This is a genomic window from Streptomyces sp. TLI_55 (assembly GCF_900206255.1).
Classification (GTDB): domain Bacteria; phylum Actinomycetota; class Actinomycetes; order Streptomycetales; family Streptomycetaceae; genus Streptomyces; species Streptomyces aquilus.
The window spans coordinates 6519438-6534456 of record NZ_OAOJ01000001.1; the positions used below are offsets into that span (position 1 = coordinate 6519438).

Annotated in this window: 10 protein-coding genes; 7 read left to right on the plus strand and 3 right to left on the minus strand. The window is 70.9% G+C overall.

Going from position 1 to position 15019, the window contains the following annotated elements:
• Nucleotides 1–368: 368 nt before the first annotated feature.
• A complete protein-coding gene (locus CRP56_RS30190; protein WP_097269311.1) occupies nucleotides 369–1367 on the minus strand; it encodes an aldo/keto reductase in 999 nt (332 codons plus the stop codon).
• A 77-nt stretch (nucleotides 1368–1444) separates the two neighbouring features.
• On the opposite strand from CRP56_RS30190, the gene CRP56_RS30195 reads away from it, so the two are divergent.
• The 6 genes from CRP56_RS30195 to serA all read left to right on the plus strand — a co-directional run bounded on the left by CRP56_RS30195 (nucleotide 1445) and on the right by serA (nucleotide 11403).
• Nucleotides 1445–2407 (plus strand): 2-hydroxyacid dehydrogenase, encoded by a 963-nt coding sequence (locus CRP56_RS30195; protein WP_179851163.1) that lies wholly within the window; start codon nucleotides 1445–1447, stop codon nucleotides 2405–2407.
• Between the two features lie 417 nt (nucleotides 2408–2824).
• Entirely contained in the window at nucleotides 2825–5848 is a 3024-nt protein-coding gene (locus CRP56_RS30200) for a putative bifunctional diguanylate cyclase/phosphodiesterase (protein WP_179851164.1), read from the plus strand.
• Nucleotides 5849–6077: 229 nt separating this feature from the next.
• Nucleotides 6078–7925 (plus strand): acetolactate synthase large subunit, encoded by a 1848-nt coding sequence (locus CRP56_RS30205; protein WP_097269317.1) that lies wholly within the window; start codon nucleotides 6078–6080, stop codon nucleotides 7923–7925.
• 21 nt (nucleotides 7926–7946) lie between these two features.
• Nucleotides 7947–8471 carry an acetolactate synthase small subunit gene (gene ilvN / locus CRP56_RS30210; protein ID WP_097269318.1) on the plus strand — a complete coding sequence of 175 codons (525 nt, stop codon included), beginning with the start codon at nucleotides 7947–7949 and terminating at the stop codon, nucleotides 8469–8471.
• A gap of 112 nt (nucleotides 8472–8583) precedes the next feature.
• Nucleotides 8584–9582: a ketol-acid reductoisomerase gene (gene ilvC / locus CRP56_RS30215; protein ID WP_097269320.1), complete on the plus strand. Its 999-nt coding sequence runs from the start codon at nucleotides 8584–8586 to the stop codon at nucleotides 9580–9582.
• A 231-nt stretch (nucleotides 9583–9813) separates the two neighbouring features.
• Nucleotides 9814–11403, plus strand: a complete 1590-nt coding sequence (serA, locus tag CRP56_RS30220) for a phosphoglycerate dehydrogenase (RefSeq protein WP_097269321.1) — start codon at nucleotides 9814–9816, stop codon at nucleotides 11401–11403.
• Nucleotides 11404–11469: 66 nt separating this feature from the next.
• On the opposite strand, the gene CRP56_RS30225 is transcribed toward serA, so the two are convergent.
• Nucleotides 11470–12987 carry an MFS transporter gene (locus tag CRP56_RS30225; RefSeq protein ID WP_179851165.1) on the minus strand — a complete coding sequence of 506 codons (1518 nt, stop codon included), beginning with the start codon at nucleotides 12985–12987 and terminating at the stop codon, nucleotides 11470–11472.
• Between the two features lie 77 nt (nucleotides 12988–13064).
• Between CRP56_RS30225 and CRP56_RS30230 the strand changes: the two genes are divergently transcribed.
• The gene (locus CRP56_RS30230) at nucleotides 13065–13646 is read left to right on the plus strand and encodes a TetR/AcrR family transcriptional regulator (protein ID WP_097269324.1); all 582 of its coding nucleotides are present in this window, start codon (nucleotides 13065–13067) and stop codon (nucleotides 13644–13646) included.
• Between the two features lie 20 nt (nucleotides 13647–13666).
• On the opposite strand, the gene CRP56_RS30235 is transcribed toward CRP56_RS30230, so the two are convergent.
• Nucleotides 13667–14881, minus strand: coding sequence for a PucR family transcriptional regulator (locus CRP56_RS30235; protein WP_179851166.1), 1215 nt, complete (start codon nucleotides 14879–14881; stop codon nucleotides 13667–13669).
• Nucleotides 14882–15019 lie beyond the last annotated feature (138 nt).

A 15019-nucleotide genomic window follows, 5' to 3' on the forward strand; every position in this document is an offset into this window, starting at 1 on the left:
AGGCCCCCCACAGCTCCAGAATCCCAGCTCCAGGCCTCGCACGCCGGACGGCGGGTTCCGCCGCGCTCCCGGGTCGGCTGCCGCGCCGGGCAGCGGGTCCGGCTGCGTTCTTGGGTCGGCTGCCGCGCCAGGCAGCGGGTCCGGCTGTGCTCTTAGGTCGGTTGCGGGGTGTGCGGCGCGCGCCGGATCCCGGCGCCCTCCCCGGTCGGCTGCCGGGTGTGCCCCGCGCAGCGGGTGCGGCCACGCTCCGGTCGGCTGCCGGGCCTGCTCCGCCACCGGGCGCCGTCGCCCTCGCGGGCGGACTGCCAGGCCTGCCCCGCCACTGGGTCCGCCGCCCTCTCAGGCCGGCCCCCGCGCCCCCACGCGCCTCAGTCCCACGACCCCAGCGCGCCCGGCAGTTCCCGGACCTCCGTCAGGTCCTGGGCCGTCAGCCGCAGTGTCGCCGCCCCGGCGTTCTCCCGTGCCCACCGTTCCTGTTTCGTGCCCGGGACCGGGATCACGTGGGGGCCCTGGGCCAGGACCCACGCCAGGGCCACCTGGGCGGGCGTGACGTGCTCGCCGTGGCGAGCCGCCGTGCGGCGCAGGCCCGCGATGATCGGCTGGTTGGCGGCCATCATCTCCGCGGTGAAACGGGGGTGCCGGGCACGCAGGTCGTCCGGCTCGAAGCCCTCGCCGGGCGTCAGCGTGCCGGTCAGGAAGCCGTTGCCCAGCGGCATCGCCGCCAGGAAGCCGATGCCCCGGGCCTCGCACCACGGCAGCAGGGACTCCAGCGCCTCCGGCGACCACACCGAGAGCTCCGCCTCCACCGCGCTCACCGGGAAGACCTGCTGCACCCGCTGGAGCTGCCTGACCGTCGCGTCGTACAGGTGGGCCCCGGAGCGGCGGCCACCGCGCGCTCCCATCGCGCAGAAGCCCAGCGCCCGCACCTTCCCGGCCCGCACCAGCTCCGCCATCGCGCCCCAGGTCTCCTCGACCGGGACCTCGGGGTCCGCGCGATGCAGCTGGTAGAGGTCGATGACATCGGTCTGCAGGCGCCGCAGCGAGGCGTCGCACGCCCGCTTCACGTACCCAGGGCGGCCGTTGGCCACGATGTGCTGCTCGCCCACCAGCAGGCCGACCTTGGTCGACACGAACGCGTCCGCGCGCCGCTCCTTCAACACCCGCCCCACCAGCAGCTCATTGGTGAACGGGCCGTACATGTCGGCCGTGTCCAGGAGCGTCGTGCCCGCGTCGAGCGCTGTGTGCACGGCCCGCAGCGACTCCTCGCCCCGCTGCCGTGACGCGCTGTACGCCCAGCTCATCGGCATACAGCCGAGTCCGACGGCCCCCACCGCGAGTGCCCCCGCGCCGATCGTCCTGCGCTCCACCTGCTCGTGACCCTCCTCTTCCGGCACCCCACAACCTAACCTCTGCGCCCTCACGCACCTGACATAGCCTCGTGACCATGAGCGCTGACGTGTGGCTTCCCATCCCGCCGGACGAGATCGCGGGTCTCCCCGAGGGCCCCGACTACCTGTTCTGGGACGGGGGTGAGACAGGGGAGCAGGAGTTCCCGGGCGACCCGGCCGACTGCGTCGTCTACGTCGTGCCGTACATGAAGCGGCAGCCCGTCAAGGTCCGCCCGCTGAAGGAGATGCGGAACCTCCAGCTCGTCCAGACGCTCACCGCCGGCGTCGACGACGTCATGGCACAGCTGTCCGACATCGCCCCCGGCGTACGGCTGTGCAACGCGCGCGGAGTGCACGAGGCCAGCACCGCCGAGCTCGCCCTCACCCTGACCCTCGCCTCTCTGCGCGGCATCCCCGGCTTCGTACGGGCCCAGCAACAGGAGCACTGGCAGGGCGACTTCCACCCCGCCCTCGCCGACAAGAACGTGCTCATCGTCGGGTACGGCTCCATCGGCGCCGCGATCGAGGACCGGCTCGTGCCGTTCGAGGTCGCGCGGGTGGCGCGCGTCGCGCGCTCCGCGCGCACCACGGCGCGCGGGCCGGTGCACCCGCTCACCGACCTGCCCGCCCTGCTCCCCGACGCGGACGTCGTCATCCTCTCCACACCGCTCGACGACTCCACCCGTGGCCTGGTGAACGCCGGGTTCCTGGCCCGGATGAAGGACGGCGCCCTCCTCGTGAACGTCGCGCGCGGAGGCGTCGTCGACACCGAGGCGCTCCTCGCCGAGCTGGAGACCGGTCGCCTCACCGCCGCCCTGGACGTCGTCGACCCCGAGCCCCTGCCCAAGGGGCACCCCCTCTGGCAGGCGCCCGGCGTGCTCATCAGCCCGCACGTCGGCGGGCCGACGTCCGCCTTCCTGCCGCGTGCAAAACGGTTGCTGGTGGACCAGTTGGGGCGTTTCGTGAACCAGGAGCCCCTGCGCAACGTGATCCTTACGACGGGCCCCACAAGGGCCTGAGCGCTCCGGGCAACAAGCGCGTCATCCGCTTCCGGTACCCTCCGCAACCTCACGGACGCGGTCCGTGGTCGCAACGCCGCTGGTCGTCACGGAGCGTAGAGGAACTATGTCCCTGAGTGACGAGACTGGTGTATCGTCCCGACAGGGGCTGCGCCGCGCACCGTTCGGCGCCGGGGATGGACATTTCAGACTGTGAGGGGGGCGACGGGCGATGCACGGCCTATGGACGAACGATCCGACGCGGCAGGGCAGCCGGCGGCGACCCTGGCACACGGCCGCGCGCAGACGCGGTCACCACGGCAGCCACAACGGCCGGCACAGCCATCACCACCGCAGGCACAGCGGCCGCAAAAGGCATGCGCACCCAGCGACTCGGGAGCCACGGGACCCCGGGGCACAGCGGACCTGGAGGGTCCGGTGACCTCGCCGCCGCCCCCCACGACCACCCTCAACGGAGCGCTGCGGGACCGGCCTGCGCCAGGGGTGCTGCTGTCCCGCCCGCCGTCCGCCGGCGGTGGGGCGAGCCTGGCCCGCCAACTCGTCCTGGCCCTGATCTGCGCGGGATACGCCGTCGGTGCCGCGCTCGGCTGGGGTTCGGACGAACTCGCCCTGATCATGGGTGACTTCGGGCTGAGCGCCGCGGCGGGCGTCGCCGCCGTGTCCTGTTTCCTCTACGCCCGTCGACGCCGCATCCGCTTTCGACCGGCCTGGATGCTGTTCGCACTCTCCTCGGTCATGGCCTCCCTCGGCAACCTCGTCTGGGGGTGGTACGAGGTCGTCCTGGAGCGGCCCGTGCCGAGCCCGAGCTACGCCGACGGCTTCTTCCTGTGCTTCGCGCCGCCCGCCATCGTGGGCCTGCTGGTCCTCGCCAAACGGCCGGTGACGAAGGCCGGTTGGGTCTGTCTCGCGCTCGACGCCTGGCTGATCGGCGGCTCACTGCTCACGCTGTCGTGGAGCCTCGCGCTCGCCCAGGCGGCGAAGTCCGAGGGGCCGAGCGTCGCGCACACCGCGCTCTCGCTGGCGTACCCGCTCCTCGACATCGCCCTGGTCAGCATGGTGCTCGCGCTGCACTTCCGGCGCTCGGCGATGAACCGCTCCGCGGTCAACACCGCGATCGGCGCCCTCGCCCTGACCGTCATGTGCGACGCCCTGTTCACCTCGCCGCTGCTGCACAACGACTACCGCTCGGGCCAGCTGCTGGACGCGGGCTGGTTCGCCGGCTCGCTGCTCCTCGCCTACGCCCCCTGGGCCACGCCCCGGCACGGACACCCGGACGACGGGCCGCACACGCGCGTGGTCCACGAACACCTGCCGAGGCAGCGCGGCGGCATCCACCACCACCCGCCCGCACCGGCACCGGCACCGGGAGGCGATCACAGCCGGTACCCGGCCGCCCGCCCCATCGCCGGCTCCCTGGCCGCCCTCACGCCCTACCTCGCCGCCGCCGTCTGCACCCTCGGCATCCTCTACAACGTGCTCAACGGCCGCAGCGTCGACCGCGTCGTCCTGCTCACCTGCGGCACCGTCGTCCTCGCCCTCGTGGTGCGCCAGGGCATCATGCTGCTCGACAACATCACCCTCACCCAGGAACTGGCCCAGAAGGAGAGCCACTTCCGCTCCCTGGTGCAGGGCTCCAGCGACGTCATCATGATCGCCGCGCCCAACGGCATCCTCCGGTACGTCTCCCCGGCCGCCGCCGGGGTCTACGGACGCCCCGCCGAGGAACTCGTGGGTACGGAACTGGCCAATCTCATCCACCCCGAGGACCTGGGCTGCGTGGTGCACGAGGTGCGCCGCTTCCTCGCCGCCAGCCCGCTGGAGGAGCCCACCACCCGCATAGAGTGCCGCTTCAAGTCGGGCGACGGAGGCTGGCTCAACGTCGAGTCCACCGTCAACCGCCACCACGGCGGCCTCATCTTCAACAGCCGGGACGTGACCGAAAGAGTGCGCCTCCAGGCGCAGCTCCAGCACAACGCCGAGCACGACCCGCTCACCGACCTGCCCAACCGCGCCCTGTTCACCAAGCGCGTCCAGCAGGCACTCTCCGGCCGTCGCTCCTCCGACCGCGGCACCGCCGTCCTCTTCATCGACCTGGACGGCTTCAAGGCCGTCAACGACACGATCGGGCATCAGGCCGGCGACGAACTGCTCGTGCAGGCCGCCCGCAGACTCCAGGACGCGGTCCGCTACGGCGACACCGCCTCCCGGCTGGGCGGCGACGAGTTCGCGGCCCTGATCGTCGGCGACGGCACCCGCGACCGCTCCGCGCGCGAACGCCACATCCTGGAGCTCGCCGACCGGCTCAGGATCACGCTCTCCCAGCCCTACCTCATCGACGGCAACGATGTCCGGGTCGCCGCCTCCATCGGCGTCGCCTTCTCCGAGCCGGGCCTGGGCGCGGGCGAGATCCTGCGCAACGCCGACCTCGCGATGTACCGCGCCAAGTCGGCCGGAAAGGGCCGCGTCGAGCTGTACGCGCCCCAGATGCAGCAGGACGTCGTACGCAAGGCGGAACTGGCCACCCGGCTGCGGGCCGCGCTGCACGACGGCGAGTTCGCGCTGCTGCACCAGCCGGTGGTGTGTCTGGAGGACGGCCGGATCACCTCGGTCGCCGCCCAGGCGCGCTGGCGTTCCTCACAGGGCGTCCTGTTCACGCCCGCCGAGTTCCTGCGGGTCGCCGAGGACGGTGACAGGGCCGCCGAGCTGGGCCGCTGGATGCTCGAAGAGGCGGTGGCGCAGGCCGCCGAGCGGACCGGGACCGGGGTGTCCGTGCCGGTGACGGTCCGGATGAGCGCCCGCCGGCTTCTGGACCGCTCGCTGCCGCCCGGCTCGATCGAGGGGCTGCTGACCCGGCACGGACTGCCGTCCGGATCGCTGATGATCGAGCTGTCCGAGACCGACCCCCGAGTCTCCCTGGACGAGCTGGAGCGCCGCCTGGCGGCGCTGCGCAGGCTCGGTGTCCGGATCGCGCTCGACGGGTTCGGCAGCGGCTACGCGGCCATCACGGCCCTGCGCAGACTCCCCGTGGACGTGCTCAAGCTCGACCGCAGCCTGGTCGACGGGGTCGTGGAGTCCGCGCGGCTGCACAAGATCACCAGCGGGCTGCTCAGGATCGCCGGCGATCTGGGACTGCAGTCCGTGGCCGACGGGGTGGACCTGCCGGAGCAGGTCGTGGCGCTGCGGGCGATGGGCTGCACACACGGCCAGGGGATGGCGTTCTCCGGGCCACTGGACGAGTACCGGCTGCGCCGGGCGCTCACTTCCGGCCACTTCCCGGTGCCGCACGGACCGGCCGAGCCGGCGTTCGCGGGCGGTGGCGCGGGGGTGTACACAAGTGGGGTCACCAGTGGTGTGACGGCCGTCCTCGGGGGCGGTACCGCTGTCCTCGGAGGCGGAAGTGCCCTTCGCTCACATAATGAGACTCCCGTCCCACCCACTTGACACGTGGTGTGCGCCGGGGGGAGGGTCAGTGCCATGCGCACCCGAATTCTCGTACTTGGAAAGCGCGTCGGCTGAAGCTGAGCCCTCGACCGCTCAGCGACCACTCCCGGCGCGCTCCCCTCGCTTGCCTTACGGCACGAGGGGTTTTTTGTTGCACAGGCACCGAGCGTAGAGCCGCTCAAACCGTACGAACCTCGCAAAAACCCTCAGCATCGAGAAGAGACTGACGATGACCGAGCAGGCCACCGGGGCCCACCATCCGCAGCCGCGGCCCCGATCCGGAGGACAGCAGTCCGCACCCGAGCACGTCACGGGTGCGAAGTCCCTCATCCGCTCTCTCGAGGAGGTCGGCGCCGAGACGGTATTCGGTATCCCCGGCGGTGCGATCCTTCCGGCGTACGACCCGCTGATGGACTCCACCCGCGTGCGCCACGTCCTGGTCCGCCACGAGCAGGGCGCCGGTCACGCGGCCACGGGTTACGCGCAGGCCACCGGCAAGGTCGGCGTCTGCATGGCGACCTCGGGCCCGGGCGCGACCAACCTGGTCACCCCGATCGCGGACGCCCACATGGACTCGGTGCCGCTCGTGGCGATCACCGGGCAGGTGGCCTCCAAGTCGATCGGCACGGACGCCTTCCAGGAGGCGGACATCGTCGGCATCACGATGCCGATCACCAAGCACAACTTCCTGGTCACCAAGGCCGAGGACATCCCGCGCACCATCGCGCAGGCGTTCCACATCGCCTCCACCGGCCGTCCCGGCCCGGTCCTGGTCGACATCGCCAAGGACGCCCTCCAGGCGCAGACCACGTTCTCCTGGCCGCCGGTCATGGACCTCCCGGGCTACCGCCCGGTGACCAAGCCGCACGCCAAGCAGATCCGCGAGGCCGCCAAGCTCATCACGGCCGCCAAGCGGCCCGTCCTCTACGTCGGTGGCGGTGTCATCAAGGCACAGGCCACCGCCGAGCTCAAGGTTCTCGCCGAGCTCACCGGAGCGCCCGTCACCACCACCCTGATGGCGCTCGGCGCATTCCCCGACAGCCACCCGCTGCACGTGGGAATGCCGGGCATGCACGGTGCGGTCACCGCCGTCACCGCGCTGCAGAAGGCCGACCTGATCGTCGCCCTCGGAGCCCGCTTCGACGACCGCGTCACCGGCAAGCTGGACAGCTTCGCCCCGTACGCCAAGATCGTCCACGCCGACATCGATCCCGCGGAGATCGGCAAGAACCGCGCCGCGGACGTGCCGATCGTCGGTGACGCCCGCGAGGTCATCGCCGACCTCGTCCAGGCCGTGCAGAAGGAGCACAGCGAGGGTCACCAGGGCGACTACACCGCCTGGTGGAAGGACCTCAACCGCTGGCGCGAGACCTACCCGCTGGGCTACGAGCACCCCGAGAACGGGCAGCTGTCGCCGCAGCAGGTCATCGAGCGCATCGGTCAACTCGCCCCGGAGGGCACGATCTTCGCCGCGGGCGTCGGCCAGCACCAGATGTGGGCCGCGCACTACATCCAGTACGAGAAGCCCGCGACCTGGCTGAACTCCGGCGGCGCCGGAACCATGGGCTACGCGGTCCCGGCCGCGATGGGCGCCAAGGCCGGCGCAGCGGACCGGACGGTCTGGGCGATCGACGGCGACGGCTGCTTCCAGATGACCAACCAGGAGCTCACCACCTGCGCCCTGAACAACATCCCGATCAAGGTCGCCGTCATCAACAACGGCGCCCTCGGGATGGTCCGCCAGTGGCAGACCCTCTTCTACAACCAGCGGTACTCCAACACCGTGCTCCACAGCGGCCCCGACGACGTCAACCCGGACGCCCGCGGCACCCGCGTCCCCGACTTCGTGAAGCTGTCGGAGGCCATGGGCTGCTACGCGATCCGCTGCGAGGACCCCGCCGACCTCGACAAGGTCATCGAAGAGGCGAACTCCATCAACGACCGCCCGGTCGTCATCGACTTCATCGTCCACGAGGACGCCATGGTGTGGCCGATGGTCGCCGCCGGCACCTCCAACGACGAGATCATGGCCGCCCGGGACGTCCGCCCCGACTTCGGCGACAGCGAAGACGACTGAGCGAGAGAGACGTAAAAGATCATGTCCAAGCACACGCTCTCCGTCCTGGTGGAGAACAAGCCCGGCATCCTGGCCCGCATCGCGGCCCTGTTCTCCCGCCGCGGCTTCAACATCGACTCGCTCGCGGTCGGGGTCACCGAGCACGCCGACATCTCCCGCATCACGATCGTGGTGAGCGTCGACGCGCTGCCCCTCGAGCAGGTCACCAAGCAGCTCAACAAGCTCGTCGAGGTCCTCAAGATCGTCGAGCTGGAGCCGTCGAGCGCCGTTCAGCGTGAACTCGTTCTGGTGAAGGTGCGCGCCGACAACGAGACGCGCTCGCAGATCGTCGAGATCGTCCAGCTGTTCCGCGCCAAGACCGTCGACGTCTCCCCCGAGGCCGTCACCATCGAGGCCACCGGCGGCAGCGACAAGCTGGAGGCCATGCTGAAGATGCTGGAGCCGTTCGGCATCAAGGAGCTCGTCCAGTCCGGCACCATCGCGATCGGCCGCGGCGCGCGGTCGATCACCGACCGGTCGCTGCGCGCGCTCGACCGATCCGCCTGACGCTGCGTACGGGCGGCCGGCCGGCCGCCCGTATAGCGAGACCCCGAGACTTCACTTCATCCCGCCGTCATACGGTGGGACGCAACACCTGCACTCAAGGAGAGAACCCAAAGTGGCCGAGCTGTTCTACGACGCCGACGCCGACCTGTCCATCATCCAGGGCCGCAAGGTCGCGGTCATCGGTTACGGCAGCCAGGGCCACGCCCACGCGCTGTCGCTCCGTGACTCGGGCGTCGACGTCCGAGTCGGTCTGCACGAGGGCTCCAAGTCCAAGGCCAAGGCCGAGGAGCAGGGCCTGCGCGTGGTGACGCCGGCGGAGGCCGCCGCCGAGGCCGACGTCATCATGATCCTGGTCCCGGACCCGATCCAGGCCCAGGTCTACGAGGAGTCCATCGCCCCGAACCTGAAGGACGGCGACGCGCTGTTCTTCGGCCACGGCCTGAACATCCGCTTCGACTTCATCAAGCCCCCGGCCGGCGTCGACGTGTGCATGGTCGCCCCCAAGGGCCCGGGTCACCTCGTGCGTCGTCAGTACGAGGAGGGTCGCGGCGTCCCCTGCATCGTGGCCGTCGAGCAGGACGCGACCGGCAACGGCTTCGCGCTGGCGCTGTCGTACGCCAAGGGCATCGGTGGCACCCGCGCGGGCGTCATCAAGACGACCTTCACCGAGGAGACCGAGACCGACCTGTTCGGTGAGCAGGCCGTCCTCTGCGGTGGTACCGCCGCCCTGGTGAAGGCCGGCTTCGAGACCCTCGTCGAGGCGGGCTACCAGCCGGAGATCGCCTACTTCGAGTGCCTGCACGAGCTGAAGCTGATCGTCGACCTCATGTACGAGGGCGGCCTGGAGAAGATGCGCTGGTCCGTCTCCGAGACCGCCGAGTGGGGCGACTACGTCACCGGCCCGCGGATCATCACCGACGCCACCAAGGCCGAGATGAAGAAGGTCCTCGCCGAGATCCAGGACGGCACCTTCGCGCGTGAGTGGATGGCCGAGTACCACGGCGGTCTGAAGAAGTACAACGAGTACAAGACCGCGGACTCCGAGCACCTCCTGGAGACCACCGGCAAGCAGCTGCGCAAGCTGATGAGCTGGGTCGACGAGGAGGCGTAAGTCCTCGACCGACGGGGCCGGAGCGGCATGCTCCGGCCCCGTTGTCCAACCTGTCCGGCCACGGACGGGTGATCCTTCCGCAGCGGCGTAAAAGCCCATCACTCGCGCCACTACACTGCTGCACACATACGCGTCAGGCCCACAGCGTCGTGCGTCTTCCACGCGGCTAGCAACCCTCCACCGCCTGCGGCCGTCGGGACGGCCGTCCGCATTGGACATGTGAGGACTCACGTGAGCTCGAAACCTGTCGTACTCATCGCTGAAGAGCTGTCGCCCGCGACCGTCGACGCGCTTGGCCCCGACTTCGAGATCCGGCAGTGCAACGGCGCGGACCGCGCCGAGCTGCTGCCCGCCATCGCCGACGTCGACGCGATCCTGATCCGCTCCGCCACCAAGGTGGACGCCGAGGCGATCGCCGCGGCGCGCAAGCTGAAGGTCGTCGCGCGAGCCGGCGTCGGCCTGGACAACGTGGACGTCTCCGCCGCCACCAAGGCCGGCGTGATGGTCGTCAACGCCCCGACCTCCAACATCGTGACCGCCGCCGAGCTGGCCTGCGGTCTGCTGCTCGCCACGGCCCGCCACATTCCGCAGGCCAACACCGCCCTGAAGAACGGCGAGTGGAAGCGCAGCAAGTACACGGGCGTCGAGCTCGCCGAGAAGACCCTCGGTGTCGTGGGTCTGGGCCGCATCGGCGCGCTGGTCGCCCAGCGCATGTCCGCCTTCGGCATGAAGGTCGTCGCCTACGACCCCTACGTGCAGCCCGCGCGCGCCGCGCAGATGGGCGTCAAGGTGCTGTCGCTGGACGAGCTGCTCGAGGTCTCCGACTTCATCACCGTGCATCTCCCCAAGACCCCCGAGACCCTCGGTCTCATCGGCGACGAGGCCCTGCACAAGGTCAAGCCGAGCGTCCGGATCGTCAACGCCGCGCGCGGTGGCATCGTCGATGAGGCCGCCCTGTTCTCCGCCCTCAAGGAGGGCCGCGTCGCCGGCGCCGGTCTCGACGTGTACGCGAAGGAGCCCTGCACGGACTCCCCGCTCTTCGAGCTCGACCAGGTCGTCTGCACCCCGCACCTCGGTGCCTCCACCGACGAGGCCCAGGAGAAGGCCGGTATCGCGGTGGCGCGATCCGTGCGTCTCGCGCTTGCCGGTGAGCTCGTGCCGGACGCGGTCAACGTCCAGGGCGGTGTCATCGCCGAGGACGTCAAGCCGGGCCTCCCGCTCGCCGAGCGCCTCGGCCGGATCTTCACCGCCCTCGCCGGCGAGGTGGCGGTCCGCCTGGACGTCGAGGTGTACGGCGAGATCACCCAGCACGACGTGAAGGTGCTGGAGCTCTCCGCCCTCAAGGGTGTCTTCGAGGACGTCGTCGACGAGACCGTCTCGTACGTCAACGCCCCGCTGTTCGCCCAGGAGCGCGGCGTCGAGGTGCGGCTGACGACCAGCTCCGAGTCGGCCGACCACCGCAACGTGGTCACCGTGCGCGGCACGCTCGGCAGCGGCGAGGAGGTGTCGGTCTCCGGCACGCTGGCCGGTCCGAAGCACCTCCAGAAGATCGTGGCGGTCGGCGACTACGACGTCGACCTGGCGCTCGCCGACCACATGGTCGTCCTCAAGTACGAGGACCGTCCCGGCGTCGTCGGCACCGTGGGCCGCGTCTTCGGCGAGGCGGGCATCAACATCGCCGGCATGCAGGTGTCGCGTGCCGTCGCCGGCGGCGAGGCGCTGGCCGTCCTGACCGTCGACGACACGGTCCCGGCGGGCGTTCTCGCCGAGGTGGCCGAGGAGATCGGCGCCACGTCGGCTCGTGCGGTGAACCTGGTCTGACGTACCAAGCACAAGGCGGGGCGCGCTGAGGACCGATCCTCAGCGCGCCCCGCCTTTTTGGTTCCGTCAGACAGACGCCTTCTCCGGCTCCCGCACCGGCTCCCGCTCCTCCACTCCCCGCAGCGCGAACGCCGCCACCACCGCGGCCAGCGTCAGGAACACCGCCCCGCCGATCGCCGCCCCCTGCATCCCGCTGGTGAACGCCTCCCGGGCCACCGTCGCGAGGCCGGGTACCCGGTCGGCCACCGCCAGCGCTCCGCCCAGGGTCTCGCGGGCCGCGTCCGGGGCCGAAGCCGGCATCTCGTGGCGGTAGACGGCCGTACCGATCGAGCCGAGCAGTGCCATGCCCAGCGCGCCGCCGAACTCCGAGCCGGTCTCCATCAGGGAGGACGCGGTGCCCGCCCGGTCGGCCGGGGCCGCGCCCATGGCCAGGTCCATGATCTGGGACATCACCACGACCCCGCCGACCGCCAGCACCGCGCACGCGGTCAGCACCAGCCACAGCGAGTCCGTACCGGCGAAGGCCAGCACCACGAACCCGGCCGCGGCGATCACGAAGCCCGCGGTGACGACCCGGGCGCGGGCCACACCCTTCTGGACCAGGCTCGTCGCCACCGGCGCCGCCGCCCCGATCGGCACCGACGGCAGCAGCGCCCACAGCGCCGCCTCCAGGGCGCTCTTGTCGAGCACCGACTGCAGATACTGCGTGGTGAAGTAGGCCGACCCCATGATCCCGAACGCCGAGACGAGGTTCAGCGCGACGGAGGGGGCGAAGCCGCGGTTGCGGAACAGGGCCGGGTCGATCATCGGGGAGGCCGTGGTGCGCTGGCGGTGGACGAACAGGGCCGCGAAGAGCAGGCCGACGGTGATCGAGACGACGTAGCGGACGTTCCAGCCCTCGGAGGGGATCTCCTTCAGGCCGTAGATCACGGGGAGCACGGCCGCCATGGACAGCGGGACGCTCAGCCAGTCGAAGCGGCCCGTCGCCGGGTTGCGGGACTCCGGGAGCAGGAGCGGGCCGAGCACCAGCAGCAGCGCCATCGCGGGCAGGTTGACCAGGAAGACCGAGCCCCACCAGAAGTACTCGACGAGCACCCCGCTCATCACCGAGCCCAGCGCGATGCCGGCCGTCATCACGCCGGACCACAGGCCGATCGCCTTCGCGCGCTGGCCGGGGTCGGTGAACATCGTGCGCAGCAGCGCCATCGTCGAGGGCATCAGGGTCGCACCGCCGATGCCGAGGACCGCGCGGGCCGCGATCAGGGTCTCGGCGCTGTTCGCGTACGCCGCGAGCAGGGAGGCGGCGCCGAACGCGGTGGCGCCGATCAGGAGCAGCCGGCGGTGTCCGATGCGGTCGCCCAGCGAGCCCATCGTCATCAGCAGACCGGCCAGCACGAACGCGTAGATGTCGAAGATCCACAGCTGCTGGGTGCCGGACGGCTCCAGGTCCGCGCTGATCGACGGGATCGCGAAGTAGAGGACGGAGACGTCCATCGAGACCAGCAGCAGCGGGAGCATCAGCACGCCGAGTGCGGTCCATTCCCGGCGTCCGGCGCGGGAGTTGGTGCTCGTCGAGTTCGTCATGGCAGCGACTATACGCACGTCTTAAACGCTTGTCTATGACGCTTGTGTAAATCGCTTGTCTAGATAGAGTTGGGCGCATGGGACACCGTGAGGATCTGCTCGAAGGCGCCAAGCGCTGCCTGCTGGCCAAGGGCTTCGCGCGCACCACCGCGCGCGACATCGTCAAGGAGTCGGGGACCAACCTGGCCTCGATCGGCTACCACTACGGCTCGAAGGACGCGTTGCTCGCGGAGGCGTACCTGGCGCTGGTGGGGGACCTCTCCGAGGCCTTCGACGGCGATGCGGCGGGGATCGTGGCGCCGCCCGGTTCGATCGAGCGGTTCCGGGAGGTGTGGTCGAACATCATCGGCACCATGCAGGGGCCCGGTTCGATGTGGCGCCTCAGTGTGGAGATCGTGGCGATGGGGGATCAACTGCCCGCCGTGCGCGACCATTTGGCGCAGCAGCAGCGGGAGGCCGAACGGGCTCTCGTCTCGCTCTTCATGGGCGTGCCGGAGGAGGACGTCCAGGACGGGACGCGCGACACCCTCGGAAGGTTCTACACGACCCTGATGACGGGCCTCATCACCCAGTGGATCTTCGACCCCAAGAACGCGCCCGACGCCGACGCGCTCACGGAGGGGCTCCGCCAGGTGATCCAGGGCGCCGAGCGGGGCTGATCCGCCCGTCGGTCGCTCGCCTAGAGCCGCGCCCCCTTCAACGCCATGTGCAGCAGCAGCCGGTCCTCGCCGTCGTCCAGGTCGAGGCCGGTCAGCTGCTCGACCCGGGAGAGGCGGTAGTAGAGGGTCTGCCGGTGGATGCCCAGGGCCGCCGCCGTGCGGCCCGCCTGGCCCGCGCAGTCGAGGTACGTCTCGGCGGTGCGGGCGAGGTCGCGGTGGGCGGGGGAGAGGAGGGGGCGTACGGCGGGGTCGTGGGCCGTGTCCGCGGGGAGCGCGGTGAGCATGCGGTAGGGGCCGATGGCGGACCAGTGCGCGATCGGGCCCAGCGCCGGTTCCGCCAGGGCCGCGCGGGCCGAGGCCGAGGCCTCCTGCCAGGCCGCCGGCAGGTCGGCCAGGTTCGTGCGGGGTTCGCCGACACCGGCGGCGCGCGCGACCCCGGTATCGGTTTCTCCTAGGAGCCGCTGTGCCGCCGTCAGCGCAGGAGTCCGTGCCTCCGGTGAACGGAGTCGGACCAGCAGCGCGAGGCTCTGGGCCGTGGCGCCCCACGGCACCGTGCACAGCGCCGTCGTGTGCGGGACCGTACGGGCCGACGGGGCGTCGTCGGGGTCGGCGGACGGCCACGGGGCGACGCACACCACCGCGTGCGGGCCGTCGCCGCGCGGGCCGAGGGCCGTACGCAGCGCCGCCACCGCCATGTCGCCCTGCCAGCCGCGCTCGGCGGTCAGCACCGCCCGCAGCTCCCGGCTGAGATCCGCCCCGTGCTGCGCCTCGTCCGCGAGCAGCGCGCCGATGCGGACGGTCACCTCCATGGCGGCGGTCAGCTGGGCGTCGGTGGGCCCGGGGTCGGACTCCAGCAGCCAGACGTATCCGAGGACGACACCCCGATGGCGTACGGGGAGACAGATCCGTCCGCGAAGGACGCCCGCCTCCGGGGTCGGCGGGATGCGGACCGGGCCGGTCGCGCGGGTGATGCCGAAGCCCTCGAACCAGGTCCGGACGGCGGTCGTCGAACGCCGGGTCAGGATCGAGCGGGTGCGGACCGGGTCCAGGGCCGAGGGATCGAGGTCGCCCTCACTGTCGTAGGCCCCGAAGGCGATCAGCTCGAAGTCGCGGTTCTCCAGGGTCGCCGGGACGCCCAGGAGCTCCGAGATCTCGTCGACCAGCTCCTGATAGTCACCTTTGTAATCCGCGGTCACCCCCGCATTCTCCCGCACGATCGCAGCCCCTTCATACATCTGTCTGAGATCTGCGGCACGGATGCGTGACAGCTGTCGATGGTCGACGATCGGAGGGATCCTTAGGTTTCACGGTGGTTCTCCGTGCCGTACCCGCGTTGTGGGACAGCGGCATGTTCCTGCTGGTTTGTGGAGGTG

Bases quoted from the DNA above. Each gene is read 5' to 3' on its own strand.
- CRP56_RS30195 (WP_179851163.1), top strand. From the start codon at position 1,445: ATGAGCGCTGACGTGTGGCTTCCCATCCCGCCGGACGAGATCGCGGGT.
- CRP56_RS30230 (WP_097269324.1), top strand. From the start codon at position 13,065: ATGGGACACCGTGAGGATCTGCTCGAAGGCGCCAAGCGCTGCCTGCTG.
- CRP56_RS30235 (WP_179851166.1), bottom strand. From the start codon at position 14,881: ATGTATGAAGGGGCTGCGATCGTGCGGGAGAATGCGGGGGTGACCGCG.
- CRP56_RS30205 (WP_097269317.1), top strand. From the start codon at position 6,078: ATGACCGAGCAGGCCACCGGGGCCCACCATCCGCAGCCGCGGCCCCGA.
- ilvN (WP_097269318.1), top strand. From the start codon at position 7,947: ATGTCCAAGCACACGCTCTCCGTCCTGGTGGAGAACAAGCCCGGCATC.
- CRP56_RS30225 (WP_179851165.1), bottom strand. From the start codon at position 12,987: ATGACGAACTCGACGAGCACCAACTCCCGCGCCGGACGCCGGGAATGG.